A 25,403-nucleotide genomic window follows, 5' to 3' on the forward strand; every position below is an offset into this window, starting at 1 on the left:
TAAAATCAAATCATGAAAAAAAGTAGTATAGCATTCGTAATTTTTTTAGTTACACTGGTAAGTTGTAAAACCGCATCGATAAAAGAAAACAAAAAACAGGCAGTTGTTCCTAATGAGGTGCATGTAGTATTATTAGCAGGTCAGTCTAACATGGCGGGTGCAGGTAATTATGATGAACTAGATGATTCGGTAAAAGCTAGGATAGAAAAAGTAGCGAATAGAGTGTATGTAAGCCAGTCTAATACTGCTCAAAAGCCATTAAGCTATTTTATGAACAAGCCTAGCAAAAAGTACAATTTTACCAAGCGTTTTGGTCCAGAACTTTTTGTAGGGTTAACTTTGGCAGAGGCTAATCCAAATCAAGAGTTTTTATTAATTAAGGAAGCTAAAGGAGGAACTGCGTTGTACGGAGCTTGGAATCCAGATTGGACTTTAGAAAAAGCCAAGTTAGTTGAAAAAGGAGAGAGAAAGCAGGGTTGGAACTTGTGTAAAATGCATATGGACAACATAGAGAAAAATTTAAATATACTAAAGCAAAAAGGTAAAACTTACAAGTTTATTGGTATGGCTTGGATGCAAGGAGAAAACGATGGAGGTTATGATATTGCTGCAAATTCTTATGCAGAAAATTTAGAAAAGTTAATCAATAAATATAGAACTGCTTACGGTAAAGATTTGCCATTTGTTTATGGTCAAATTAACTCTAGGTATGGAGTTAAAGATGGTGCTAAAAGGGTAAGAGAGGCTATGGAATTAGTTGCGACTAAAGTACCCAATACTTATATGATTAAAACTACTACAGACACGAGCTGGAGTGATTATCCTAAATATTCAGACAATGTGCATTATAATGCTGAAGGACAGAAAAGGTTAGGGACAAAATTTGCTCAGGAGTTAATGAACTTGAAGTAAACAGATTACTCACGAGTACATATTTTTTATGATTAGAGTTGTTTCAAGCACAAATAATAAATTGCATAAAACACAAAAAAGATGGGTTCAAGGTAAGTTTGAATACAAATATTAAAATATTAAAGATGAATCGTATTCAGTATTTTATGGTGCTTTTAGGGTTGATGTGCTCTTGTAATACCAAAAATAACTCACAAACTAAGTCGCAAACTGAATCAGAAGTTAGCAAGCCCAATATTATTTATATTTTGGCAGATGACTTGGGGATAGGAGATTTGGGAACCTACGGACAGTTAAAGTTTAAAACACCCAATATTGATAAATTAGCAGAAAAGGGAATTAAGTTTACTCAACATTATAGTGGTGCTGCCGTTTGCGCTCCATCAAGATCTTCGTTAATGACTGGGCAGCACACAGGTAACACCCCAATTAGAGGTAATAAAGAAGATAAAGTGAATGGAGGACAAATTCCATTGCCTACTAACTCTATAACCATAGCAGAAATGCTAAAAAAAGTAGGTTATACCACAGGAATGTTTGGTAAATGGGGTTTAGGTTTTGGTGAAGGAGATCCTAACAAACAAGGTTTCGATGAATTTTATGGTTATAATGACCAAAAGCTAGCCCATAGGTATTATCCTCCTTATCTAAATCATAATCAAGAGATTGATTCCTTAGAGGGGAATGATTGGACAAATACGATTATATATGCGCAAGATAAAATTCAAGAAAAAACATTAGAGTTTATACAAGAGAATAAAAAGAAACCATTTTTTGCGTATGTGCCTTTAGTGTTGCCTCATGCAGAACTAATATCTCCAAAAGATTCTATTCTACAAAAGTACATAGGTAAATTTGATGAGGTACCTTATAAAGATCATCCTTATTCATCAGATTATGGTCCAAATATAGTGGAGTATAAATATTGTACACAAGCAATTCCGTATGCAGTTTTCGCCTCTATGATAGATAGAATGGACGTATATGTGGGACAAATAGTAGCAAAAGTAAAAGAACTAGGATTGGAAGAAAACACTATAATTATGTTCACTAGCGATAATGGTGCTCATGATGCAGGTGGTGCCAACCCTGAATATTTTAATAGTACAGCAGGCTTAAGAGGTATAAAAAGAGATTTGTATGAAGGAGGTATTAGAGCACCATTTATTGCTTATTGGCCCAACCATATTAAGCCAGGTACTGTAACCAATCACATTTCTGCTTTTTGGGATGTAATGCCTACGCTTGCAGATATTACAGGGCTAGATTCACCTAAGCAAAGTGATGGTATTTCGTTTTTACCTACTTTATTAGGACAAAAATCAGAACAGAAAAATCATGAATATTTATATTGGGAGTACAATATCAGAGGTGGTAGAAAAGCTGTAAGATTGGGAAAATGGAAAGGAGTTATCTATAAGGCCTTGAAAAAAGACAAGTCCAAAATTGAGCTTTACGATTTAGAAAAAGATGAAAAAGAAACCAATGATGTTGCGAGTAAACATCCGGAGGTCGTGGAGAAGATTCAAGAAATTATGAATAGTGCCAGATCATCTTCTACTTTGTTTCCTTTTAAAATATAACAACATTAAGCCTCTACTTAACATAGAGGCTTTTTTATTCATTTAATTCACCAAGTAATTTATTATAGTCAAATTGTAAATCGGGGTGTAGTTTCTTAATCTTTGTTTCGATGTTATTTACCTCTCTAAAATAAATATTGCTAATAATCTGATTTTTAAAGATATTAGGTTTTATACCTTTCAGTTGAGTACAAAAATAAAGAAGTAAGTCTATTTCAGTTTCTTTCACATGGGAATACCTACTGTAAGTTTTAATTAATTTTAAAATTTTGCGAATAGTTTTCTTCATATAAAAGAAAGAACTTTTATTCATATGATGAAAAAGGTGATCTATTTCTAATTTGATATCACTTATGTAATTTTCTTCATCTTCACTTTCAAATATCAGGTAAGAAAGCAGTTCCTTATTCTCTTTCTTAAATTTGGAGAGTCTAATAATAATTTCAACCAAATTAGATCTATCTAGTTCGGCTAGTTCTTTTTTAAGTAAGCTTACGTTTGCTGGCTTCATTGTTTAAAGAGATACACTTAATGATAAAAAAAGCCTCACAATAATTAGTTAGTGTGAGGCTTTGTGGGGTTACAATCCTAAAATTATTTGTATTTCTTAATCTCAGAAGTTAACTTTTTAATGTTTTCTTTTTCTTTAGAAACAGAAGCTTTGTATTGAGCTTTCTCTTTTTCGTAGAGAGCAGTAGCTTTCTTGTACTTTTCCTCAGCTTCAGCCATTCTTTTTTTAGAATCGTTAAGCAAAATAGTATTAGCTTTTACAATTCTTTCTTTCTCTTGATCAATTTTACTCTTAGAGCTTTGAATCTGACTTTCTAAAGGATTACTGATCGTAGTTGTTTGAACTTCTTTAGCAGTAACATTTTTAATCTTTTTCTCAGCAGTTTGAGCTTTCATTGTAACGGTACTTAAAAGTACGGCAGTAAAAATTAATTTGTACATTCTGTAGGGTAATAAAATGATTGATAAATAACTGAAATTCTCAGTATTCTAAAAATAACATTTTTTGTTTAGAATATTGAGATTTTAAGGTGAATGTTATTAACATTTAATTGCTTTAGTTGCAATATATTATCAATTAAATAGTTTTGATACTGGGGTAAAATTAACATAGTTGATAAATATTGATGCAGTTGATATTAAAATTTTTCAAAAAAAACGGAATAGATTGGTGTTTTTTTTAGACCCCTGACAGGTATAGACATGTTTGACTAATAGTTTTGTAACTATAATAAATAAAATATAAGTGATTATGAAAGCGATTAGCAAAGATGAGTTAATACTTGTTGGATTGGAAATCAGAACAACCAATGAAAATGGTAAAGCAGCCAAAGATATTCCTGATTTATGGAGGAGGTTTATTAAGGAAGATTTTAAAGATAAAATTCCCAATAAACTCAATGATACAATATATGCTTTGTATTATGATTATCAAGGAGATTTTACAAAACCTTATAGTATGTTACTGGGCTATCAAGTAACAAGTTTGGATGATATCCCAAGTAATTTAACGGTTAAATTGATTCCCAAGGCAGAATATTTTAAATTTACAGCTAAAGGTAATTTAATGGAGGATGCTGTTTTTAACACATGGAAAACTATTTGGCAGACTGATATAAAAAGAGCCTATACTTATGATTTAGAAGTTTACGATGATAGAGCTTCAAACCCTATAGACGGAGAAGCAGACATTTTAATTTCCATATAATTTTTGATATCAAGTTTGAACTAATTAATAAAATTTTAAAAGCAAAAACCTCATTGTAAGTTACAATGAGGTTTTTGTTAAATATGTAGATGGTTTATTTTTATAATCCCACTAGATCTCCCGTATCGTTTTTAGATGGTAAATCAGATTTACCCATCAAGAAAATATCAACTTGGCGAGCTGCTTCACGACCTTCAGAAATTGCCCAGACAATTAGTGATTGACCCCTACGCATGTCTCCAGCTGTAAATACATTAGGAACATTTGTTTGATAGCTACCGTATTCTGCCTTGTAGTTAGATCTTTGATCCAATTCAATACCTAGTTGTTCAGCAATAGTTCCTTCTGGACCTGTGAATCCAAGAGCTAACAATGCCAAATCACATGGCCATGTTTTTTCAGTCCCTTCAATTTCTACCAATTGAGGTCTTTGCCCTGGTACCATTTTCCACTCAACGTTTACTGTTTTTAAAGCAGTCAACTTACCGTTTTCGTCTTTAACGAATTCTTTAGTATTAATTAACCAGTTTCTATCGGCTCCTTCTTTGTGCGAAGAAGAAGTTTTTAGTTGTAAAGGCCAGTAAGGCCATGGAGTAGTTGGTGAGCGGTGTCCTGGAGGCTTCGGCATAATTTCAAAGTTAGAAACAGATTTAGCTCCCTGACGGTTAGAAGTACCGATACAGTCAGAACCAGTATCTCCACCACCAATTACAATTACGTTTTTACCAGTTGCTAAGACTTGGTCTTCAACTTTTTTACCAAAAACGACTTTAGTTTGTTGCGTTAAAAAGTCCATAGCTTGTACTACACCGTCAGCATCGATACCTGGAGTAGGTAAAGAACGTCTTTGTGTTGCACCTCCACATAATACAATAGAGTCAAAAGCTTTTAATTCTTCTATAGAAACATTTACACCTACGTTGGCATTGGTTTTAAAAGTAATACCTTCTGCTTCTAAAACAGCTACACGGCGATCAATAACTCCTTTTTCCATCTTAAAGTTAGGAATTCCGTAACGCAGTAAACCACCCACTTCATCATCTCTCTCAAAAACGGTTACTGTATGACCAGCCCTGTTTAATTGCTGAGCGGTTGCCAAACCTGCAGGTCCAGAACCTACAACAGCAACAGTCTTATCTGTTCTGTTTTTAGGAGGTTGAGGTTTAATCCAACCTTCTTCGAAGGCACGTTCAACAATGTTTTTTTCAATATTCTCAATAGAAACAGGATCTTCTATAATACCTAACACACAAGCTTGTTCACAAGGTGCAGGACATAATCTACCTGTAAATTCAGGAAAGTTGTTAGTAGAATGTAGTATTAAAGAAGCTTTTTGCCACTCGCCTTGGTGCACCATGTGATTAAAGTCAGGAATTAAATTTCCTAACGGACAACCATTGTGGCAGAAAGGAATACCACAATCCATACAACGTGATCCTTGCTCTGTAATTTCAGCCTCACTCAATGGGACTGTAAATTCTTTATAATGTTGTACACGCTCTTCAACAGCTTTGTACGATTCGTCTTTTCTTTCGAATTCTTTAAATCCAGTTACTTTTCCCATATTATGATACTGTTAATTCTTCAAACATTGGTTCTTCATTCGCAATACGCTCTAAAGCTACTTTGTATTCTTTAGGCATTACTTTTACAAACTTGGTTAAGTTATTCTCCCAGTCAGCTAATACCTCTTTACCTCTATTACTATCCGTATAAGTAACGTGCTTTTCAATTAATCCTTTTAATTCAGCTGCATCTTCTTCAGTAATAGGATCAAAATCAATAGTTTCTTCATTACACAATCCGTTGGTAAATTGTCCTGTAGTGTTTAGCACATAAGCATAACCTCCAGACATACCTGCTGCAAAGTTACGTCCTGTATCGCCAAGTACAATAACTCTACCTCCTGTCATGTATTCACATCCGTGATCTCCAACACCCTCTACAACTGTTGTTGCTCCAGAGTTACGAACTGCAAAACGTTCTCCAGCAATACCATTAATGTATGCCTCACCTTTAACAGCTCCAAATAAACAAACGTTACCAACAATGATATTATCTTCAGCGATAAAGTCAGCTTTGGCTGGTTTTTTCACAATAATTTTACCTCCAGATAAACCTTTACCTAAGTAGTCATTTGTATTACCTTCTACAGTATAAGTAATACCGTGTGCTCCGAATACTCCTAAACTTTGTCCAGCAGAACCTGAAAAGTTTAAGTTTAGTGTGTCTTCTGGCAATCCTAAGTGACCGTAGATTTTGGAAATTTCATTAGAAACAATAGCTCCAACGGAACGATCTGTGTTTCCTATTGGGTAATTTAGTGTGGTTACTTCCTTTCTAAAGATAGCAGCATGCGCATCTTTTAAAATTTGGAAGTCAATCACGTTATCTAAATTATGATCTTGTTTCTCGATGTTCTTTACTGGTAAATCACTGTATCCAGCAGGCTGGTGTAAAATAGCAGATAAATCTAATCCTTTGGCCTTATAATGCTCAATAGCAGTATTGGCATTTATTTTTTGTGTCTGACCAACCATTTCATCCATAGTACGGAATCCTAGTTGAGCCATAATTTCTCTTAATTCGTTAGCTACGTAATAGAAAAAGTTAATTACATGTTCAGGAGTTCCTTTAAAGTTTTTACGTAACTCCTTGTCTTGAGTAGCAATACCTACTGGACAAGTATTTAAATGACACTTACGCATCATAATACATCCTGAAGCTACCAAAGGTGCAGTTGCAAATCCAAATTCTTCTGCTCCTAGTAATGCAGCAACAGCAACATCACGTCCTGTTTTTAACTGACCATCACACTCAACAACAATACGAGATCGTAAATTGTTTAATACTAACGTTTGTTGTGCTTCTGCCAAACCAAGTTCCCAAGGTAGACCAGCGTGCTTTAAAGAGGTTAGAGGAGAAGCTCCAGTACCACCGTCATAACCAGAAATTAATACCACGTCTGCTTTTGCCTTAGCAACACCAGCCGCAATAGTACCTACCCCTACTTCTGATACCAGTTTAACATTGATACGAGCTTCGCGATTGGCATTCTTTAAATCGTAGATTAATTGAGCTAAATCCTCAATAGAATATATATCGTGGTGTGGCGGAGGAGAAATCAATCCTACGAAAGGAGTTGAGTTACGAGCATCAGCAATCCAAGGTAGTACTTTAGTACCTGGCAATTGCCCCCCTTCTCCTGGCTTAGCACCCTGAGCCATTTTGATTTGAATTTCTTTAGCAGAACTTAGGTAGTGAGAAGTCACTCCAAAACGTCCTGATGCAACCTGTTTGATGGCAGAATTTCTATTATCTCCGTTGGCATCAGGTTGAAAACGTTTTCTGTCTTCACCACCTTCACCAGAGTTAGATTTTGCTCCCAAACGGTTCATGGCAATCGCTAAATTTTCGTGAGCTTCACGAGAAATAGAACCATAAGACATGGCTCCAGTTTTAAAGCGCTTTACAATTTCTGTCCAAGGTTCTACCTCGTCAACAGGAATTGGATCAAAATTGGTAAACTCAAACAATCCACGGATGGTTAATAATCCTTTAGCTTGTTCGTTAATGGCATTTTTATATATGTCGTAAGAAGCTTGGTCATTCAACCTAACCGCTTGTTGCAATTTAGCAACCGTTGTAGGATTAAATATGTGACGTTCACCGTTACGTCTCCATCTATAGTCACCTCCAATGTTTAAGCCTAAACGTTTATCGATGTAAGTATCTGGATATGCGTATTTGTATCGTTCGTTAATTTCTTTTTCAATTTCGTACAATCCAATACCCTCTATTCTAGAAGCTGTGTACGGGAAGTATTTATTTACAAATTCTGAGTTGAAACCAACAATTTCAAAAATTTGAGAACCTCTGTAAGAATGTAAAGTAGAGATTCCTATTTTGTTCATTACTTTTAAAATCCCCTTTCCGATGGCTTTGTTAAAATTATCTACAGCTTTTTGCTCTTCTAATTCAATAAAACCTTCTTTTACTTGTAAACTGATAATTTCGTTTACCATATAAGGGTTGATGGCAGAAGCACCATATCCAAATAAAGTAGCAAAATGATGCGGTTCACGAGGCTCAGCAGATTCAATAACAATATCAAAATAAGAACGTTTACGTAAACGGTTCATTTGATGATGTACATAAGAACAAGCTAATAAAGCAGGAATTGGAGCCTTGTCTTTAGAAGCACCTCTATCTGATAAAATGATGATATTAACACCGTTATCTACCGCTTTAGAGATTTGAGTGATGATTTCTTCCAAACCATCCTCTAAACCGTTCATCCCTTTAACCTTGGTATATAACATCTCAATAGTTTGAGACTTAAAACCATCAATATTGATATTTCTAATTTTCTCTAAATCGTTATTAGAAATAACAGGATTTTGAATTCTTAATTTGTGACATTGGTCAGCAGTAATGTCAAAAATATTTTTGTCATTTCCTAAAGCTAAACTAATGTCAGTTACTACTTCTTCACGAATACCATCCAAAGGAGGATTGGTTACTTGAGCAAACAATTGCTTAAAGTAGTTTGGAAGTAATTGAGGTTTGTCAGACAAAACGGCAACAGGAGTATCAATCCCCATTGAACCTAATGCTTCCTTACCTTCTAAGGCCATAGGTACAATTACTTCTTGTATATCTTCTATGGTGTAGTTATATAAACGTTGACGAGTTTTTAAGTCCAATGTTTCAATTGGACAAGTTTTATTCTCGTTAGGAACGTCTTTTAATTTTAAACTCTTTTCTTTTAACCATTGTTTGTATGGTCTTTCAGAAACAATTTTATTCTTGATTTCCTCGTCGTCAATAATTCTACCTTCGTTCATGTCAACCAAAAACATCTTACCAGGTTCTAAACGACCGTGGCTTACTACATCTTCTGGTTCAACATTCACCACCCCTACTTCAGAAGACATGATTAGCTTACCACTCTTAGTTACGGTGTAACGAGAAGGTCTTAAACCATTACGGTCTAATAAAGCTCCAACGTAGTCACCATCTGTAAAAGGAACTGAGGCAGGACCATCCCAAGGTTCCATAATACAAGAATTGTATTCGTAAAACGCTTTTCTGTCTTCAGACATAGTAGCGTGCTTTTCCCATGCTTCTGGAATGGTCATCATCATCACTTCTGGTAAAGAACGTCCTGTAAGAGTTAATAACTCAACAGACATATCCATAGAAGCTGAATCTGATTTTCCAGGTAATATGATTGGGAATAATTTTTCTATTTGATCTCCAAAAACACCAGAAGCCATGATTTCTTCACGTACACGCATTCTAGATACGTTACCTCTTAGCGTGTTAATTTCTCCGTTCTGACAAAGGAATCTAAATGGCTGAGCCAAATCCCAAGCAGGCATTGTGTTTGTAGAGAAACGTTGGTGTACTAAGGCTAGTCTAGTTACCAAATCAGGCTGTTGCAAATCTGTGTAGTAAGGCCCAATATCTTCTGGCATAATAATACCCTTGTAAATAAGTGTAGTATTAGACAAAGAAGGTAAATAGAAATAATTAGACTCAGACATTTTAGAGTTCGCTATTGCGTGCTCTGTAATTTTACGAGCAGCATATAATTTAGCTCTAAAAATATTTTCTTCTAAGTCTCCTTGAGCAATAAATAGTTGTTCAATATTAGGTTCCGAAGCCAATGCTATTTCTCCTAATTGAGAAGAATCTACAGGAACTTCTCTCCAACCTAGAACGGTTAATCCTTGGTTAGAAATTTCTTTTTCGAAAACATCTTTACAAAATTTGTGTTGATTCGTGTTCTTAGGTAAAAACACCATACCTACAGCATATTTTCTTTGCTCAGGTAATTCAAATTCACAAACTCTTTTAAAGTAATCGTGTGGGATATCAATTAATAATCCAGCACCATCTCCGGTTCTCCCGTCAGCACTAACACCTCCACGGTGTTCTAATTTCACTAAAATCTCTAATGCATCATGAATAATCTGGTTGGTTTTTTCCCCTTTAAGGTTACAAATAAAACCTGCACCACAGTTTTCATGCTCAAATTCTGGTAAGTATAGTCCTTGTTTCTGTATCATATTTTAAAAATATAGGTGGCAAAATTACGTAAATATTAATGAATATCAAACTAAGAATATGGATAGATAACTTTGTAATGTCATATTCAGATAATTGTTGATAATATTTGTACCAGCAAGCGTTTTTATTGCGAATGTGTCAAAATAAAAACTCTTTTTTTTGGGAGTACAAAATCTCTCATTACAAAGATATTAGGTACCGTCCTAATAATGGTTTGTAAACTAATAGATTAGCTTATTTGGACTGATTATTTATTAAAATATAAAAAACGGATATGAAAGTTCATATCCGTTTTTTATATCAGTATAATCTAGAAATACTATCCGTTCATGGAGATTAAAAACTCATCGTTATTTCTGGACGATTTGATTCTGTCTTTGATAAATTCCATAGCCTCTACGGGATTCATGTCTGCTAAGTATTTACGCAATACCCACATACGCTGAACCGTTTTTTCATCTAACAATAAATCATCTCTACGTGTACTAGATTTGATTAAGTCAATAGCAGGGTACAAACGTCTATTCGCAATGTTTCTATCTAATTGTAGTTCCATATTCCCTGTACCTTTAAATTCTTCAAAGATAACCTCGTCCATTTTGGAACCAGTTTCAGTCAAAGCAGTTGCGATAATACTCAAGGATCCACCACCTTCTATGTTACGAGCAGCTCCAAAAAATCTCTTAGGTTTATGAAGTGCGTTGGCATCGATACCTCCAGATAATATTTTACCAGAAGCAGGGGCTACGGTATTATATGCTCTGGCTAAACGTGTAATGGAGTCTAAAAGAATAACAACATCGTGTCCACATTCCACCAATCTTTTGGCTTTTTCTAAAACAATATTAGCGACTTTTACGTGTTTTTCAGCAGGTTCATCAAAAGTAGAGGCTACTACTTCTCCTCTTACATTTCGTTGCATATCTGTTACCTCTTCGGGTCTCTCATCAATTAAAAGAACCAATTGATAAACTTCAGGATGATTTAAAGCGATAGCATTGGCAATGTCTTTTAACAACATTGTTTTACCTGTTTTAGGCTGAGCTACAATCATACCACGCTGACCTTTACCAATGGGAGCAAATAAATCCATAATTCTTGTTGACAGAGAACTTCTACCACTTGATAAGTTAAATTTCTCTTCAGGAAAAAGAGGGGTAAGGTGTTCAAAAGAGACTCTGTCTCTAACCTCTTTGGGATTCAATCCGTTTATTTTGGAAACACGGATTAAAGGGAAATATTTTTCTCCTTCTTTTGGAGGCCTTACGATACCTTTTACGGTATCACCCGTTTTTAAACCAAAAAGTTTGATTTGCGATTGAGAGACGTATACATCATCCGGGGAGGATAAGTAATTATAGTCAGAAGATCTTAAAAAACCATATCCGTCAGACATCATTTCTAAAACTCCTTCACTTTCAATAATACCGTCAAACTCGTAATTAGGGTCTTTTAAATTTTTGCCTTTGTTATTTTTGTTGTTCCTAGGGTTATTGTTTTTTCTAGGATTATTGTTTGAGTGGTTGTTGTTTTGCTTTTTAGTTTCTTGCTGAGAATTGTCTTTACCTTCCTTTTTAACTCTAGGTTTAGACTTTTCGATACCTACTTCTTTAGAAATCGGAGTATGCTTTGTTTCTCCTACTTCTTGAGTTGTAGACTCGGGAGGAGTGATTTTAACAATGCGTTTCTTTGCGGGTTGTCTCTTAGGTTTTGGAGTTTCCTCAGTAGCCTCGTTACTTTCTCTGACTTCTCCTTTTGCTCTGCCTTCAAAAGCGGCTTGCTCATCAAGAATTTTATAAATTAAATCCAACTTTTTTAGTTGACTCGTTTTTTTTAATCCAATTGTTTTTGCAATTTCTTGCAGGTCAGCAAGCTTTTTTGCTTTTAATTGTGAGATTTCTAACATCTATAAAAATATGTGTGATAAATAAAATGAAAACAACACTTTTGTGGTAAAATTGACAATTGCGTTGTTGTGTTTGATTTTGTGATGAAATTAATTACAGACTATAAGTGATTGTACTGTAATAGCTTACTTAGCCAAAACAAATATAGTTTTTTTTTTTATCTAACAAAGTCATTATAAATAAAAAGAAAATGTAAATTTGTAATAGTTATTTAGGACAAGAGTATGATTCAAAGGATACAAACAATTTATTTGTTTACAGCGTTTATTATTGCTGGAGTTTTAACAAATTTTATGTCTTTTTTTACGCTAACTACAGGAGAGGAAACTTTTTTGTTGTCTACTATCCAAAATAACTTAGTTCTTTTAAAATCAGTAGGAGTGTTTTTTATCATTTCAGCTATTTTGTCTATCATTTCAATCGCAAGTTTTAAAAAAAGGCAAAATCAGTTTGTGTTCAATAGATTAAACATTCTGATCAACTTCTATTTATTAAGTGTATTGATATACTTATCTCTAAAATTACCTGGAGAAATGCAAATTTCTGAGAAAGGTATTGGGATTTATTTTCCTATTGCTATTATTGTTTTGCTAGTCATGGCAAACAAAGCAATTAAGAAAGATGAAGATCTTGTAAAATCTGTAGATAGGTTACGATAAACTTAACATCTTAGTTTATTTAGTGCGACTAAAAACCCCATGCGTTAAGTATTGGGGTTTTTTTATGCCCAAAAGCTTTTTGAGTTCTATCAAATATCCGTTACATTTAAATTATAAATTGTAATTTTGCACCCTAGAAAAAAAGCAACATGTTAGATAAGTTAAAAATAGTTAAACAGCGTTTTGACGAAGTTTCGGATTTAATTATTCAACCAGATATTATTTCTGATCAAAAACGTTATGCAAAACTTAACAAAGAATATAAAGATTTAAGTAAAGTAGTAGAAAAAGGAAATACCTATCAATCTTTATTGGATAACATAGAAGAGGCTAAAGAAATTATTGCAGACGGGTCTGATGCTGAAATGGTGGAGATGGCTAAAATGGAGTTGGAAGAAGCTAATGAAAAGATTCCTCAATTGGAAGATGACATTAAGTTTATGTTGATTCCTAAAGATCCAGAGGATGCTAAAAACGTGATTGTAGAAATACGAGCAGGTACTGGTGGTGATGAGGCGAGTATATTTGCTGGAGATTTGTACAGAATGTATACCAAATATGCATCTACGAGAGGATGGAAATGCGAAGTAGAAGATATTGCAGACGGTACTTCTGGAGGTTTTAAAGAAATTATTTTTAGTGTATCTGGTGAGGATGTTTATGGAGATTTAAAATTTGAATCTGGAGTACATCGTGTGCAACGTGTACCACAAACAGAAACTCAAGGTCGTGTTCATACCTCTGCTGCAACAGTTATGGTCTTGCCTGAGGCAGAAGAGTTTGATATTGATATGAAACAGAGTGATATTCGTGTAGATTATTTTTGTTCGTCTGGGCCAGGAGGTCAGTCTGTAAATACCACCTACTCAGCGGTTCGTTTAACGCACGTTCCAACAGGATTGGTAGCACAATGTCAGGATCAAAAATCTCAACATAAAAACAAAGATAAAGCCATGAAGGTTTTACGTTCTCGTCTGTATGAACAAGAATTAGAGAAAAAACTAGCTGCAGATTCCGAAAAAAGAAACTCTCTAGTTGCTAGTGGAGATAGATCAGCAAAAATTAGAACCTACAACTACCCGCAAGGGCGTGTCACAGAACACAGAATAGGATTGACTTTATACGATCTAAGTAAAATTATTGACGGAGATATTCACAAAATTATCGACGAATTAAAACTAACAGAAAACACAGAAAAATTAAAAGAACTGGGTGAAGCCAATCTTTAAAAATTTTAAAAAGCCTCTCAGTTAATTGAGAGGTTTTTTTATGCTGAAGCTACATATACCCAAGCCTTTTTTTTGGAGGTAAGTTCAACTCTAATTCTTTGATAGCTATCTCCTTCGTAATCGTCACAAATTAAAATTTCCTCATCGCTCAATTCATAACAAGTCCCCTCAATTAAGTTATTGGGCTGATTAGATTTTATTAAAATAGGGTAACTGTTATCTCCTAAAGTAATATTGCTCTTTAAGTATCCTGTAAGTGAATCAGGCATTCCTTTTAATAATTTTTTAAATAATGCTTTTTGAATTTTCGGATCTTGTAAGGTTCCGTAAGTGAATAAATAATTCATCATTAAAAATAAAATAGATTTGTGTACCCTAAACTTAAGCGATTGGGCTGAATTTTCTAAATTTACTTTAGATAAAGACAAAGATGAATTTAAAATTAAACAGACCTATTGCTTTTTTTGATTTAGAAACAACAGGTATCAATATTGCTAAAGATAGAATTGTAGAAATATCAATATTAAAAGTTTTTCCAAACGGCAATAAGGAGAGTAAAACATGGCTAGTAAATCCTGAAATGGAAATTCCCAAAGAGTCTTCTGAGATTCATGGAATTACCAGTGATAAAGTGGCCAGCGAACCTACTTTTAAAACCTTAGCACCTAAGGTTTATGAAATGATAAAAGGGTGTGATTTAGCGGGTTTCAACTCCAATAGATTTGATGTTCCTCTTCTTGCCGAAGAAATGTTAAGAGTAGGAGTGGAAGAATTTGATCTATCCAACGTAAAATTCGTAGATGTCCAAACTATTTTTCATAAGAAAGAACAGAGAACACTAAGTGCTGGTTATCAATTTTATTGTGGAAAAGATTTAGAAGGAGCTCATTCGGCGGAAGCGGATACCATGGCTACTTACGAGATATTGTTAGCGCAAATAGAGAAATACAAAGATATTGGTACAGATGTTGCTTCGTTAAGTGAGTTCTCCTCTCATCAAAAAAGAGCAGATTTTGCAGGTTTTATTCAGTTTAACGATAAAGACGAAGAGATTTTTACGTTTGGGAAATACAAAAATAGAACTGTGCTAGAGGTGTTGGCTGAAAATCCTGGATATTACAATTGGATGACCAATGCTGATTTTCCGTTATATACAAAAAAGGTATTAACCAATATTAGGTTAAAAACCTTGAACAATAAATTAAAATAATTATGTACGTACCCTACCATACTTTACCAGACAATGCAAGAGTTTGGGTTTATCAATCAAACAGAGAGTTTACCGACACAGAAATAGATTTAATCGCTAGTAGAACAACGGAATTTGTTGAGCAATGGACGAGGCACGGAGAAAATGTTAGAGGAAGTTTTACCATTGTTCATCAGAGATTTTTAATTGTAGCCGTAGATCAAGATTTTATGGAAGTTTCTGGTTGCTCTATTGATGCTTCTGTTAAGTTGGTACAGCAACTACAAGCAGAATTACAAGTAGATATGCTAGATAAATTAGCCATTGCTTATAAAAATAACAAGGAGGTAACCATCACCACTTTGGCAGAGTTTGGAAAGAAGGTTAAAAATAAAGAAATTAATGCTAATACCATCGTTTTCAATAACATGGTAAATACCAAAATAGGAGTAGAAACTCAGTGGGAAGTTCCCGCAAAAGAGAGCTGGCATGCTAGATACTTTAACTAAAAGGCTGCTATGAAAAAAATCCTACTTCTTTTTATTTTACTGAGTATTACAGCAAATGCTCAGCAGTACAAAACGCATAATCGTCCTTTAATAGCCAAAGACAGCCTAGCACAAACTGTTTGGGTGGATAGTATAATGAACAATATGACCTTGGATGAAAAAATTGGTCAATTATTTATGGTTCAGGCCTATTCTAATAAGGACACTAGGCACGAGCAGGAAATTTTAGGCCTAATTAAAAATCAACATATTGGTGGTCTGATTTTTATGCAGGGAACTCCACAGAAGCAAGTAGATCTGTATAACCAATATCAAGAAGTATCCAAAGTACCTTTACTAGTAGGTTTTGATGGAGAATGGGGCCTTTCTATGCGTATTGAACCTTCGTTTGCTTATCCATGGAATATGACTTTGGGGGCTGTACAAAACGATTCAATTATATACCGCGTTGGGCAACAGATTGCTAAACATTGCAAACAGGTGGGAGTGCATATTAATTTTGCACCTGTAGTGGATATTAATACGAATCCTAAAAACCCTATTATAGGGAATAGGTCTTTTGGAGAAGATAAATACAACGTAACAAAAAAATCCATTGCTTTTATAGAAGGAGTGCAGAAAGAAGGAGTATTGGCCAATGCAAAACACTTTCCTGGTCATGGCGATACCGCTTCGGATTCCCATAAAACGTTGCCCGTTGTTAACTTTGATATGGAAAGGCTAGACTCTTTGGAACTGTACCCATATAAACAATTAGCAGCTTCTAATTTAGCAAGCGTAATGGTTGCACATTTGGATGTTCCTACTTTGCAAACTGAAAAAGGAAAACCAACTTCTATTTCTAAAAAAGTGGTAACGGACTTGTTAAAAAATAAAATAGGTTTTAAAGGTTTGGTGTTTACGGATGCTTTAAACATGAATGGAGTTGCTAATTATACTTCTGCAGATTTGGTTTCGCTTGAAGCTTTTAAGGCTGGTAACGATATGTTACTGATACCTGTAGATGTGGAAAAAGGTGCAAAGGCTATAAAACAAGCTATTCAAAAAAAGACAGTTACCATTGAAAGGTTAGATAATTCCGTGGTAAAAGTTTTGCAGGCGAAGTATTTGGCAGGTTTACATCAAAAAAAGGTGTTAAGCAATACGAACATTCAAAGTAGAATTGATACTACTGATGATAGATTGCTCTATAAGAAAGTCGTAGAAAATGCCATTACGTTAGTTAAAAACAAACACAATCTGTTGCCTTTAAAAAGATTAGATACACTTAATATGGCGTTACTCTCTTTGGGAAGGGTTAGTGGAGAGCCTTTTAAACAGCAGCTAAGGAAATATGCTGATGTTAAAGAGTTAAAAGATGTTACCACCAAAAATTTGTCTACAAAAATATCTGATAGCAATTTGGTAATCATAGGGGTCCATAAATCTAGCGAACACCCATGGAAATCTTACAAATTATCTGCTTCGGAAATACAGATGATTCAAAAAACGGCAGCGCTAAAAAAAGTGGTATTGGTTAATTTTGCCAGTCCTTACGCTTTGTTAAATTTAGATGGATTTGACAACGTTAACAGTGTAGTTTCAGCTTATCAGAACAATTCTGTTTTTCAATCCGTTGCGGCACAACAAATATTTGGCGGACTTCCGTTTACCGGACAATTACCTGTGTCTGTCTCTAAAGAATACCAAGTGGGAACAGGAATTGTAACTAATAGTTTGCAACGTTTTTCATATGGTCTTCCAGAGGAGGTTGGTATGGAATCATTACAACTATCAAAAATAGACTCTGTAGCAAACTACATTATCAAAAAAAAAATGACTCCTGGACTGCAAGTGCTAGTGGCCAGAAAAAATAAGGTAATTTTTGAAAAATCATATGGGTATTATACGTATGACTCTGTAAAAAAAGTAAATACAAGTTCTATTTATGACTTGGCATCGTTGACTAAAATATTGGGAGCCTTACCATTGTACTTAAAAGCGTTCGATGAAAGGGTTTACAAACTGGATGATACTTTGGGAAAGCTACTACCAGAATTAAAAGGATCTCCTCTAGAAAATTTGTTGGTGATAGATGTATTTGCACATCAATCGGGTTTAAAAGCATGGATTCCTTTTCATTTGAAAACCTTAAACGAATTTTCTAAGCAGCCAAAATCTCAATGGTATAGTATGATAAAGGACAAGGAATACAACGTTAAAGTAGCCAATCAGCTTTATCTAAAAGATGAATACATAGATAGCATCTATAGGGAAATTAAACTCACTCCTTTAAGAGAAAAAAAGGATTACAAATATAGTGGCTTGTCTTTTTTTCTGTTTAAAAAGCTTTTGGAAAAGCACTATCAAAAAAGTATGGATACTTTGTTAGCAGAAAACTTTACCAATAGATTAGGGGCTTCGTCGTTAGCGTACAATCCATTAAATAAATTTGTAAAAGATTCCATAGTACCTTCTGAATTGGATACTTACTTTAGATATCAAAAACTACAAGGGTACGTCCATGATATGGCAGCAGCCATGTTAGGAGGTGTGTCTGGGAATGCAGGCTTATTTGGCAATGCAAATAACGTGGCAAAAATAATGCAGTTGTATTTGAACAAAGGAAGTTACGGCGGTGACAAATTTTTTAATCCCTACACTCTTGATATTTTTAACAAAGCTTATTTTAAGTCCAGAGACAATAGGAGAGGGTTGGTTTTAGACAAGCCATCCGAAGATGATGAGGTTAAGAATACTTGCAATTGTGTGTCTCCAAAAAGTTTTGGACATAGCGGTTTTACAGGAACTTTTGCTTGGGCTGATCCTGAAACTGAGTTGATTTATATTTTTCTATCTAATAGAACCTATCCGACCATGGATAATAATGATCTCGGTAAATACGATGTAAGAACCAAGGTACAAGCCATCATTCAAAAAGCCATTAAAAATTAAGGGATTACTTGTGTAAAATAAAACCACACAATCAATTTTACTCAATTCAAAAAGGATGGCAGAAAAATTTAATACAGAGGATTTAACAGCTAAAGAGTTAGCTAAGCATTTAAGGCAGCCCACAGGTTCACAAGGGAAAAAGATAGGAATGCAAATGAATAAAGGAAACAAAGAAATTTGTTTGAATTCTTATAAAGTTTTAAAGCCCAAAGACCATCAATCAATTCTTGAAATAGGAATGGGTAATGGGTTTTTTGTTGAGGGGTTATTGTCAATGGCAAATGATTTAAAATATGTGGGAGCAGATTTCTCAGCGGTGATGGTTGAGGAAGCTCAAAAGATAAATGGTCATTTAAAGAGTGCAAGTTTTGTTGAGGCTTCGGTAGAAGAATTGCCGTTTCCAAATAATGAATTTGACTTGATTACGACCACGAATACCATTTATTTTTGGCCTAATTTAGAACAGAATATAAAGGAAGTACTAAGAGTGTTAAGACCAAACGGAAAGTTACTTATTGCTTATCGATCAAAAAGCTTTATGGATCAATTAGAACTATCTAACTACGGTTTTAATAAGTTTGAAAGCAATGACATAGAAAATTTACTGAGCGAACATCACTTTAAAAATATTGAAACTGTTACCGTAACAGAACCTGAATTGGAATTTGATCACAAAGTGTTTTCTATGGAGGGTTTGTATACGATAGGGTTTAAATAACGGTTTTGTTTTAAAATTAGTTTGGTGTTGAAAGAGCAACGCCCATTCGGAAAAACCACTAGGCAAAAACCATTTAATTATTTTTAATATAAAGAATTAAGTGGTTTTTATCACAAAATAAGAAAGCCAAAAACTTAGAGAAAGGAAAGAAGCTCAAATGTTTTGTAGCCAGTGTTGTGTTATGTCAAATATTTTTTTATATCCATTCGTTGATTGAGAATTCTTACGATTTCTACTATTTTATTTTCATTTTTTCGATAAAAAATTAAATGTGATTTAATCTTGGTTACTCTATAGTTCTTTCGAGTATCCTCTAAAGATTTTCCTGTCATAAAGTTGTCAGCTATAAATTCTATTTCCTCAAATATCTGATTGTAGTATCTATCGGCTTGCTCTTTAGACCATTTATGTAAAGTATAAATCCAGATATCATTTATGTCATTTATAGCTTCTTGACTTACACGATATTTATTGATACTCATAAATGTTTTCTATGTAAATCTTTTAGATTCATTTTTGAATTAAAATCATCTTTAAAACCACTTTCTTCTCCAATTTTTAATGCCCTTATTAATTCTAGTTCCTTTTTTTCTTCTCTTTCTAAAAGTCTTAGAGCAGAGCGAATAACTTCACTTACAGAACTATATTTACCCGAATTGACTTCATGATTAATAAACTCTTCAAAATGATTTCCTAATGATATTGATGTGTTTTTTCCCATTTTCGAATAATGTTTATTCTAATATACCAAAAGTTGGTAATATGGCAAATTTTTCCATTACACAATTAGTATTATTCCTTTATACCCAAAATTAGCTACACTCGTTTAAAATTGCATTCCTACTTTAAAGTTAAGAATTCTACCTGTAAGTATATTAGGTACACCATTATATCTTTGAGTGTCTACATCATACACCCATGTGTTGGTAGTCGTGTTATTAATGTCAAAAATATTGAATAATTCAATCCCTAAGTCCAGTTCTTTAAAATGTCTTAAAAAGCCAGATTCGTACTGCTTATTACTATCAACAATAATGTAGGCAGCACCGAGGTCTACTCTCCTATAAGGTCTTAATCTGGTTTGAAAATCGTATCTATCTACCGTAGCTCCTCTTTCAGCACTAGCATTTACAGGAGAACCTCCAGGTAGACTAGAGTTTAAAACTAAGTTTAAATACACTTTAAAATTAGGGTTACTGGGTACGTAATCTTGAAACAGCATGGCAAATTTAAAACGTTGATCTGTAGGTCTAGCAATATAACCTCTGTTGTTAGTATTCTCTTCGGTTTTTAAGAACCCTAAACTTACCCAACTTTCTTTTCCGGGAACAAATTCTCCACTCAATCTAAAGTCTAATCCAGCCGCGTAAGCTTTTGTATTATTATTTGCATCATACCTAATTCTAACATTGTCTAAAGAATAAGCGTTAACGTCATTAAGCTGTTTAAAATAAACTTCCGAAGTCATTTTAAACGGCCTTTGCCATAGATTAAAACTATACTCATTAGAAAATACATAATGTATAGATTGTTGAGCATCTACATCAAATTCAATATTTCCTTGGGGGTTTCTCAACTCTTTGTAGGAGGGAGGTTGATGATAAAAACCTGTAGCTAATCTAAAAACCATATCTGTATTTTCCCAGTCTGGTTTTAAAGAAAGTCTAAACCTAGGACTAAAGGTTTGCTTTAAACTAGATTGCTGTCCAGAAATATTATTTTTTAAGTACCAAGCCTGTGTCCTAATACCAGAGTGATGCCACAAGATATGATTTCCGATAAACCACTTTTTGTTCCATTGAAAATATCCTGAGAATCTATAAATATCTACATCATTTTCAGCGTTTATACTGTAGAAAGGAGTGATGTCGTCGTTAAATTCAAATCTAGGAGGCAAATTGTTTGTAGGCTGATTTGTGTCAGGTCTCTGCGTAATTCCGTTATTATCAACAAAGGTAAATTCGTTGATACGGTCTCTAATATTTTCTTTTTGTACCTTAAAACCTGCTTCGAGTTTGTGTTGATTGATTTTGTGGTTTAAAGTAAATTTTACGTTCTGAATTAAGATGTCCAAATCATTTCTAGCGCGATCTAATTGAGAACCAACTCCTGAAGTAAAAAGAGTTGCCCCAGAAATAGGATCTATCTCGGCAATACTGTAAGCCCCCTCAATATCGTAGTACTCTTGTTCTTGCGTATTAAACAAAGAGTAGGTTATGTTTAGTTTGGTGTTTTTATTAAAATTATACTTATAACTAAGCGCACTAAAATAAGTTTCAAAATCGTCTTGTTCGTTTCCAGAATAAAAAACCAGCAATTCTCTAGGTCTAATAAATCCTCCAAATTGAGTAACCCTAGAAATAGGCTTAAAATTATAGTTGTTAATGGCTATATTCCCCAAAAAATCTAAACTGCTTTTTTTGTTGATTTGGTAGGAGAGATAAGTTTGTACATCTGCAAAGACGGGTCTAAAATTAGTTTCAGTGTCTTTGGTGTTTACTAGCAACTGGTTGTTTCTATACCTAGCCCCTATTAAGGTTGATAGTTTTTTGTTTAAAAACAAATTTTCGTAGGTATAGCTGGCTCCTAACAAATTTAAGTTAACCGTGGATAATTCCTTTTTAGGCTTTTTATAATGAATGCTTAATACAGAAGAAAGTCTGTCCCCGTACTTAGTTTCGAAACCACCAGCGGAGAAATTAATGTTTTCTGTCATGTCAGAGTTCAAAAAACTCAACCCTTCCTGCTGTCCAGATCTTATCAGAAAAGGTCTATAAACCTCTATACCGTTAACGTAAACTAAATTCTCATCAAAATTCCCTCCTCTAACGCTGTATTGTGTACTTAATTCGTTGCTGTTATTTACCCCAGGTTGGGTCATCAACAAATTTTCAATTCCAGCATTGGCACCAGGCACCCGTTTAAATTTTTTAGCTTTCAACGTAACAATTCCTTCTTGAGCTGCTTTGTAACTTTTAACAGTTACTTCGTTCATCTCTTCGGATTGAATCCTTAGAATAGGGGAATACCTAATGGTTTTGTTTTTTCGTCCTTTAAATGTTTTAAATACAATTCCGTAACCTATCAAAGAAAATTTAACCAACGTATTTTGATTTGCTGGAATTTCAACTTTATACTCTCCTTGGTCATTAGTAACAGCTCCTGTACCGTTGTAGGTTATAGTTACGCCAGATAAAGGTGTTTTGTCAGCACTAGTAACCGTGCCAGACAAATATCCCACTTGAGAAAAAAGAAAGCAACTGTAAAAAAAAGTTAAAAAGAGAACGAGTGATTTCAAGAGATGTGTGTAGTTATTTTATAAAGTAAGAATCGTAGGTTTTGGTGTTTCCCAACAGGTCCTCAATTTTTAATTTGAAGTGACGTTTTTTATTTAAAGATTTTAAATCTCCAAGGTCGTAAGTTAATCTATTTCTTTTAGGTTGATATTCCATCAATATCCATTGATTGTCAATAGTACCATAGTAGTTTTTAATACCTGTTTCATCATCTTTAATATGAATAGTTAACGTTTGATACTTAGAAATATTTTGATTTTTATAAAAACTAGGTTTGTAAATTTTGGGAGCAATGCTGTCGTATCTCAAATAAAAATCTCCGAGATACTTTGTGTTTGTGTATATTTTGTTTTCTTTTTTATGAGTGCTAATGTAGTTGTAGTGGTTTTTGCTTTTTTGGGCAAAATACACATACTTTTTTTGATGCGGAGTTAAACTATCCGTAAAATAAGTTAAGGTGTAGTTTTTATCTAGAGGTAAAACTTGTTTGTGTACCGATATTTTATCAGTATTATATTGATAATCGATAAAGGTGTTTTTATAAAAAGTGTTTTTTGGAAAACGAATTTCTGATAAGCCTTGTTTAAATACGCAATATTTATCTCTGTCTACAAAATAGGGCGTTTTGGGCTGAGGTTTAACCACAGGAGTAATTAGGCTGTCTCCCTTGATAGGAACTCTAATAGTCAATGTGTTTTTAGCCAGATCTTTTACCACAATCTCTACCCTGTAATGTTCGTTGTTTTTGATATTGATGAAACCTTTGTTAAGGTGTTTTTTATAAATGGATAGTTTGTTGTTAGGTTCTATATATGTTTTTTGATATTTTCTGTACTTTTTTGCATAAAAGGGATAATCAATTAATAAATTGATGTACTTGCTCTCATCAAAAGCGAAGGTCTCTAAACGATGATGATAGGCAAGCGTATCATTCACGTACATTTCTATGCTATAAACTCCATTTTTGTTAGCAGCATTGTTTAACAAATCGTGAGTGCTTATGGAAAGTCCTATGTTACCAATAGCTTTTATTTCGTTTGCTACATAAAGTTTGCTATTAATTTTTTTAGTTTCAATAATTTGGCTAACGGGAATGTGATTAATGGCAGATTTCTCTCCAAAAGGAGTAGCTCTTAAACCTTTAAATGTTGGGGTGATGTTATCTTTTACTTGATAACCAAATAGTAAAGGATTAATTACTTTTTCTGTTCTAGTATCTCTAATTTCAAAATGCAAGTGAGGAGCCGAAGACCCTCCCGTGTTACCAGAGTAAGCAATAATTTGGTCGGTGGTAACAGGCAAATCTGTTTTGGAGGGGAATAACTGAATCTCAAAAGACTTTTTTTGATATTGTCTTTGTTTAACATATTCCTCAATTTCTTTACTAAACTTTTTTAAATGACCGTACACGGTGGTGTACCCATTGGGGTGTCTAACATATAGTGCTTTTCCGTAACCCCATAAAGAAACTTTAATTCTAGATACGTATCCTTCTTTTGCAGCGTACACCTTTTTTCCACTCACACCTTTTGTTTTGATGTCTATACCAGAATGAAAATGATTGGTTCTTAACTCGCCAAAAGTACCAGCCAAAACAATGGGAAAATCCAAAGGATTTCTAAATTGATTTTGAGGATACTTTTTTTGACCAAAGGACAAAGAAACAAATGCGTATAGTAAAAAAATGAAACCTTTTTTCAAGGAGAAAATAATTTTAAGTTCACAAAAATATTATAATATCTTAAAAAACAATCATAAAAGACTGAGAAACAAACCCAAGAGCTCAAAATGTTTTTTGGGAGCTAAAAAGTTGTATTTACCAATAACAATGCTATTTTTGTAAGTATTGTTTTAGCAATTGTAATATGAGAAGTCAGAAGGAAATGATAGCAAATTTACAAGCTAATGTAGAAAGACTTTTGGAGCGTTATGAGTTTTTGCAACAAGAAAATAAGATTTTGTCTAATCAAAATTTTTTATTGCAACAAACAAACAAAGGGCTAGAAGATGAAATATCTTTTTATAAAGAAGAGCTTCAAGTATTAAAAGTAGCTAAAACATTAGAGGGCAGTGAAGTTTATAAAAACGATACGAAAGCTAAAATTGATTTTTTAGTTTCAGAAATAGATAAATGTATTCAAGAATTAAATACATAAGTTCTTTTCAATATGGCTGATAGTTATAAAATTAATGTTGTAATAGGTGGTAGGAATTACCCAGTTTCTGTAGGAAGTTCAGAAGTGGAACAGGGAATGAGAGCTGCAGCGAGCAAAATTAATAAGTTAATGGCTAGTTATGAAGATAATTATGCGGTTAATGACAAACAAGATGTATTGGCTATGTGCGCATTGCAGTTTGCTTCTTTAATAGAAGTAAATAAGGTGCTTAAACAGGAAGAAAACAACGAAATTATTACTGAAATTTCAAAATTAAATAGTAAATTAGAATCGTATTTAAGTTAATAAAGTTCATTACATAGCATAAAAACACTGCCTACTCTGGTTTTCGTTTGATAAACTCAACACTATATCTTTAAAAAGAATGAGTCTATTATGTTAAAGCGCGCTGTTTTACACAGATACTTGATCATAATGTTAGTTCTAAAAAATGTTTTTTTGGAGTTTATAAAACTAACCTTAGTAGGTTTTTTTATATATCAAATTTTACACACAAAT

The 25,403-nt window shown here is 33.7% G+C and carries 21 protein-coding genes and 1 other RNA gene; 12 read left to right on the forward strand and 10 right to left on the reverse strand.

Annotation, left to right across the window (positions count from 1 at the left end; translation table 11 throughout):
• The first annotated feature begins 12 nt into the window (after nt 1–12).
• Both ACXGQW_RS10325 and ACXGQW_RS10330 read left to right on the forward strand, forming a co-directional pair.
• On the forward strand, nt 13–912 hold the full coding sequence (locus tag ACXGQW_RS10325) for a sialate O-acetylesterase (protein WP_457822595.1): 900 nt from the start codon (nt 13–15) through the stop codon (nt 910–912).
• 125 nt (nt 913–1,037) lie between these two features.
• Nucleotides 1,038–2,495 carry an arylsulfatase gene (locus tag ACXGQW_RS10330; RefSeq protein ID WP_457822597.1) on the forward strand — a complete coding sequence of 486 codons (1,458 nt, stop codon included), beginning with the start codon at nt 1,038–1,040 and terminating at the stop codon, nt 2,493–2,495.
• Nucleotides 2,496–2,529: 34 nt separating this feature from the next.
• Here the strand turns inward: ACXGQW_RS10330 and ACXGQW_RS10335 are convergent, their stop codons facing one another.
• Nucleotides 2,530–3,006, reverse strand: a complete 477-nt coding sequence (locus tag ACXGQW_RS10335; RefSeq protein ID WP_457822599.1) for a hypothetical protein — start codon at nt 3,004–3,006, stop codon at nt 2,530–2,532.
• An 83-nt stretch (nt 3,007–3,089) separates the two neighbouring features.
• Nucleotides 3,090–3,446, reverse strand: a complete 357-nt coding sequence (locus ACXGQW_RS10340) for a hypothetical protein (RefSeq protein WP_457822601.1) — start codon at nt 3,444–3,446, stop codon at nt 3,090–3,092.
• A gap of 310 nt (nt 3,447–3,756) precedes the next feature.
• Between ACXGQW_RS10340 and ACXGQW_RS10345 the strand changes: the two genes are divergently transcribed.
• Nucleotides 3,757–4,212 carry a GyrI-like domain-containing protein gene (locus ACXGQW_RS10345; RefSeq protein ID WP_457822603.1) on the forward strand — a complete coding sequence of 152 codons (456 nt, stop codon included), beginning with the start codon at nt 3,757–3,759 and terminating at the stop codon, nt 4,210–4,212.
• A gap of 100 nt (nt 4,213–4,312) precedes the next feature.
• Here ACXGQW_RS10345 and ACXGQW_RS10350 read toward each other — a convergent pair whose 3' ends face one another.
• The 3 genes from ACXGQW_RS10350 to rho form a co-directional block, all read right to left on the reverse strand.
• Complete coding sequence (locus tag ACXGQW_RS10350) at nt 4,313–5,776, reverse strand: glutamate synthase subunit beta (RefSeq protein ID WP_457822604.1); 1,464 nt, start codon at nt 5,774–5,776, stop codon at nt 4,313–4,315.
• A gap of 1 nt (nt 5,777) precedes the next feature.
• The gene (gltB, locus tag ACXGQW_RS10355) at nt 5,778–10,286 is read right to left on the reverse strand and encodes a glutamate synthase large subunit (RefSeq protein ID WP_457822606.1); all 4,509 of its coding nucleotides are present in this window, start codon (nt 10,284–10,286) and stop codon (nt 5,778–5,780) included.
• Nucleotides 10,287–10,606: 320 nt separating this feature from the next.
• On the reverse strand, nt 10,607–12,193 hold the full coding sequence (gene rho / locus ACXGQW_RS10360) for a transcription termination factor Rho (protein WP_457822608.1): 1,587 nt from the start codon (nt 12,191–12,193) through the stop codon (nt 10,607–10,609).
• 225 nt (nt 12,194–12,418) lie between these two features.
• Between rho and ACXGQW_RS10365 the strand changes: the two genes are divergently transcribed.
• The gene (locus tag ACXGQW_RS10365; protein ID WP_457822610.1) at nt 12,419–12,853 is read left to right on the forward strand and encodes a DUF4293 family protein; all 435 of its coding nucleotides are present in this window, start codon (nt 12,419–12,421) and stop codon (nt 12,851–12,853) included.
• Nucleotides 12,854–13,002: 149 nt separating this feature from the next.
• Nucleotides 13,003–14,082: a peptide chain release factor 1 gene (prfA, locus tag ACXGQW_RS10370; RefSeq protein ID WP_457822612.1), complete on the forward strand. Its 1,080-nt coding sequence runs from the start codon at nt 13,003–13,005 to the stop codon at nt 14,080–14,082.
• A 38-nt stretch (nt 14,083–14,120) separates the two neighbouring features.
• On the opposite strand, the gene ACXGQW_RS10375 is transcribed toward prfA, so the two are convergent.
• Complete coding sequence (locus ACXGQW_RS10375) at nt 14,121–14,432, reverse strand: gamma-glutamylcyclotransferase family protein (RefSeq protein WP_457822614.1); 312 nt, start codon at nt 14,430–14,432, stop codon at nt 14,121–14,123.
• Between the two features lie 80 nt (nt 14,433–14,512).
• On the opposite strand from ACXGQW_RS10375, the gene ACXGQW_RS10380 reads away from it, so the two are divergent.
• Genes ACXGQW_RS10380 through ACXGQW_RS10395 form a run of 4 tightly spaced genes read left to right on the forward strand, consistent with a single transcriptional unit; the run spans nt 14,513 to nt 19,432 of the window.
• Nucleotides 14,513–15,292 (forward strand): exonuclease domain-containing protein, encoded by a 780-nt coding sequence (locus ACXGQW_RS10380; RefSeq protein ID WP_457822615.1) that lies wholly within the window; start codon nt 14,513–14,515, stop codon nt 15,290–15,292.
• Between the two features lie 2 nt (nt 15,293–15,294).
• The gene (locus ACXGQW_RS10385) at nt 15,295–15,780 is read left to right on the forward strand and encodes an ABC transporter ATPase (protein WP_457822617.1); all 486 of its coding nucleotides are present in this window, start codon (nt 15,295–15,297) and stop codon (nt 15,778–15,780) included.
• Between the two features lie 9 nt (nt 15,781–15,789).
• Nucleotides 15,790–18,714 (forward strand): glycoside hydrolase family 3 N-terminal domain-containing protein, encoded by a 2,925-nt coding sequence (locus tag ACXGQW_RS10390; protein WP_457822619.1) that lies wholly within the window; start codon nt 15,790–15,792, stop codon nt 18,712–18,714.
• A 55-nt stretch (nt 18,715–18,769) separates the two neighbouring features.
• The gene (locus tag ACXGQW_RS10395) at nt 18,770–19,432 is read left to right on the forward strand and encodes a class I SAM-dependent methyltransferase (protein WP_457822621.1); all 663 of its coding nucleotides are present in this window, start codon (nt 18,770–18,772) and stop codon (nt 19,430–19,432) included.
• A 179-nt stretch (nt 19,433–19,611) separates the two neighbouring features.
• Here the strand turns inward: ACXGQW_RS10395 and ACXGQW_RS10400 are convergent, their stop codons facing one another.
• The 4 genes from ACXGQW_RS10400 to ACXGQW_RS10415 form a co-directional block, all read right to left on the reverse strand.
• Entirely contained in the window at nt 19,612–19,914 is a 303-nt protein-coding gene (locus ACXGQW_RS10400; protein WP_457822623.1) for a type II toxin-antitoxin system RelE/ParE family toxin, read from the reverse strand.
• On the reverse strand, nt 19,911–20,153 hold the full coding sequence (locus ACXGQW_RS10405) for a type II toxin-antitoxin system ParD family antitoxin (RefSeq protein WP_457822625.1): 243 nt from the start codon (nt 20,151–20,153) through the stop codon (nt 19,911–19,913). Before ACXGQW_RS10405 ends, ACXGQW_RS10400 begins: the two co-directional genes overlap by 4 nt.
• A gap of 105 nt (nt 20,154–20,258) precedes the next feature.
• Nucleotides 20,259–22,730 carry a TonB-dependent receptor gene (locus ACXGQW_RS10410; protein ID WP_457822627.1) on the reverse strand — a complete coding sequence of 824 codons (2,472 nt, stop codon included), beginning with the start codon at nt 22,728–22,730 and terminating at the stop codon, nt 20,259–20,261.
• A 13-nt stretch (nt 22,731–22,743) separates the two neighbouring features.
• Nucleotides 22,744–24,429, reverse strand: a complete 1,686-nt coding sequence (locus ACXGQW_RS10415; RefSeq protein ID WP_457822629.1) for a M23 family metallopeptidase — start codon at nt 24,427–24,429, stop codon at nt 22,744–22,746.
• Nucleotides 24,430–24,611: 182 nt separating this feature from the next.
• On the opposite strand from ACXGQW_RS10415, the gene ACXGQW_RS10420 reads away from it, so the two are divergent.
• The 3 genes from ACXGQW_RS10420 to ssrS all read left to right on the forward strand — a co-directional run bounded on the left by ACXGQW_RS10420 (nt 24,612) and on the right by ssrS (nt 25,352).
• Entirely contained in the window at nt 24,612–24,884 is a 273-nt protein-coding gene (locus tag ACXGQW_RS10420; protein ID WP_457822631.1) for a hypothetical protein, read from the forward strand.
• A gap of 12 nt (nt 24,885–24,896) precedes the next feature.
• Entirely contained in the window at nt 24,897–25,190 is a 294-nt protein-coding gene (locus ACXGQW_RS10425; RefSeq protein WP_457822633.1) for a cell division protein ZapA, read from the forward strand.
• A 54-nt stretch (nt 25,191–25,244) separates the two neighbouring features.
• Nucleotides 25,245–25,352: non-coding RNA, 6S RNA (gene ssrS, locus ACXGQW_RS10430), on the forward strand.
• Nucleotides 25,353–25,403 lie beyond the last annotated feature (51 nt).

This window comes from Wenyingzhuangia sp. IMCC45533 (genome assembly GCF_054111225.1).

Bases quoted from the DNA above. Each gene is read 5' to 3' on its own strand.
- ACXGQW_RS10405 (WP_457822625.1), bottom strand. From the start codon at position 20,153: ATGGGAAAAAACACATCAATATCATTAGGAAATCATTTTGAAGAGTTT.
- ACXGQW_RS10400 (WP_457822623.1), bottom strand. From the start codon at position 19,914: ATGAGTATCAATAAATATCGTGTAAGTCAAGAAGCTATAAATGACATA.
- ACXGQW_RS10365 (WP_457822610.1), top strand. From the start codon at position 12,419: ATGATTCAAAGGATACAAACAATTTATTTGTTTACAGCGTTTATTATT.
- ACXGQW_RS10395 (WP_457822621.1), top strand. From the start codon at position 18,770: ATGGCAGAAAAATTTAATACAGAGGATTTAACAGCTAAAGAGTTAGCT.
- ACXGQW_RS10385 (WP_457822617.1), top strand. From the start codon at position 15,295: ATGTACGTACCCTACCATACTTTACCAGACAATGCAAGAGTTTGGGTT.
- ACXGQW_RS10350 (WP_457822604.1), bottom strand. From the start codon at position 5,776: ATGGGAAAAGTAACTGGATTTAAAGAATTCGAAAGAAAAGACGAATCG.
- ACXGQW_RS10390 (WP_457822619.1), top strand. From the start codon at position 15,790: ATGAAAAAAATCCTACTTCTTTTTATTTTACTGAGTATTACAGCAAAT.
- ACXGQW_RS10425 (WP_457822633.1), top strand. From the start codon at position 24,897: ATGGCTGATAGTTATAAAATTAATGTTGTAATAGGTGGTAGGAATTAC.
- ACXGQW_RS10325 (WP_457822595.1), top strand. From the start codon at position 13: ATGAAAAAAAGTAGTATAGCATTCGTAATTTTTTTAGTTACACTGGTA.
- ACXGQW_RS10330 (WP_457822597.1), top strand. From the start codon at position 1,038: ATGAATCGTATTCAGTATTTTATGGTGCTTTTAGGGTTGATGTGCTCT.
- ACXGQW_RS10340 (WP_457822601.1), bottom strand. From the start codon at position 3,446: ATGTACAAATTAATTTTTACTGCCGTACTTTTAAGTACCGTTACAATG.
- ACXGQW_RS10335 (WP_457822599.1), bottom strand. From the start codon at position 3,006: ATGAAGCCAGCAAACGTAAGCTTACTTAAAAAAGAACTAGCCGAACTA.
- ACXGQW_RS10380 (WP_457822615.1), top strand. From the start codon at position 14,513: ATGAATTTAAAATTAAACAGACCTATTGCTTTTTTTGATTTAGAAACA.
- rho (WP_457822608.1), bottom strand. From the start codon at position 12,193: ATGTTAGAAATCTCACAATTAAAAGCAAAAAAGCTTGCTGACCTGCAA.
- ACXGQW_RS10345 (WP_457822603.1), top strand. From the start codon at position 3,757: ATGAAAGCGATTAGCAAAGATGAGTTAATACTTGTTGGATTGGAAATC.
- prfA (WP_457822612.1), top strand. From the start codon at position 13,003: ATGTTAGATAAGTTAAAAATAGTTAAACAGCGTTTTGACGAAGTTTCG.
- gltB (WP_457822606.1), bottom strand. From the start codon at position 10,286: ATGATACAGAAACAAGGACTATACTTACCAGAATTTGAGCATGAAAAC.
- ACXGQW_RS10375 (WP_457822614.1), bottom strand. From the start codon at position 14,432: ATGATGAATTATTTATTCACTTACGGAACCTTACAAGATCCGAAAATT.
- ACXGQW_RS10420 (WP_457822631.1), top strand. From the start codon at position 24,612: ATGATAGCAAATTTACAAGCTAATGTAGAAAGACTTTTGGAGCGTTAT.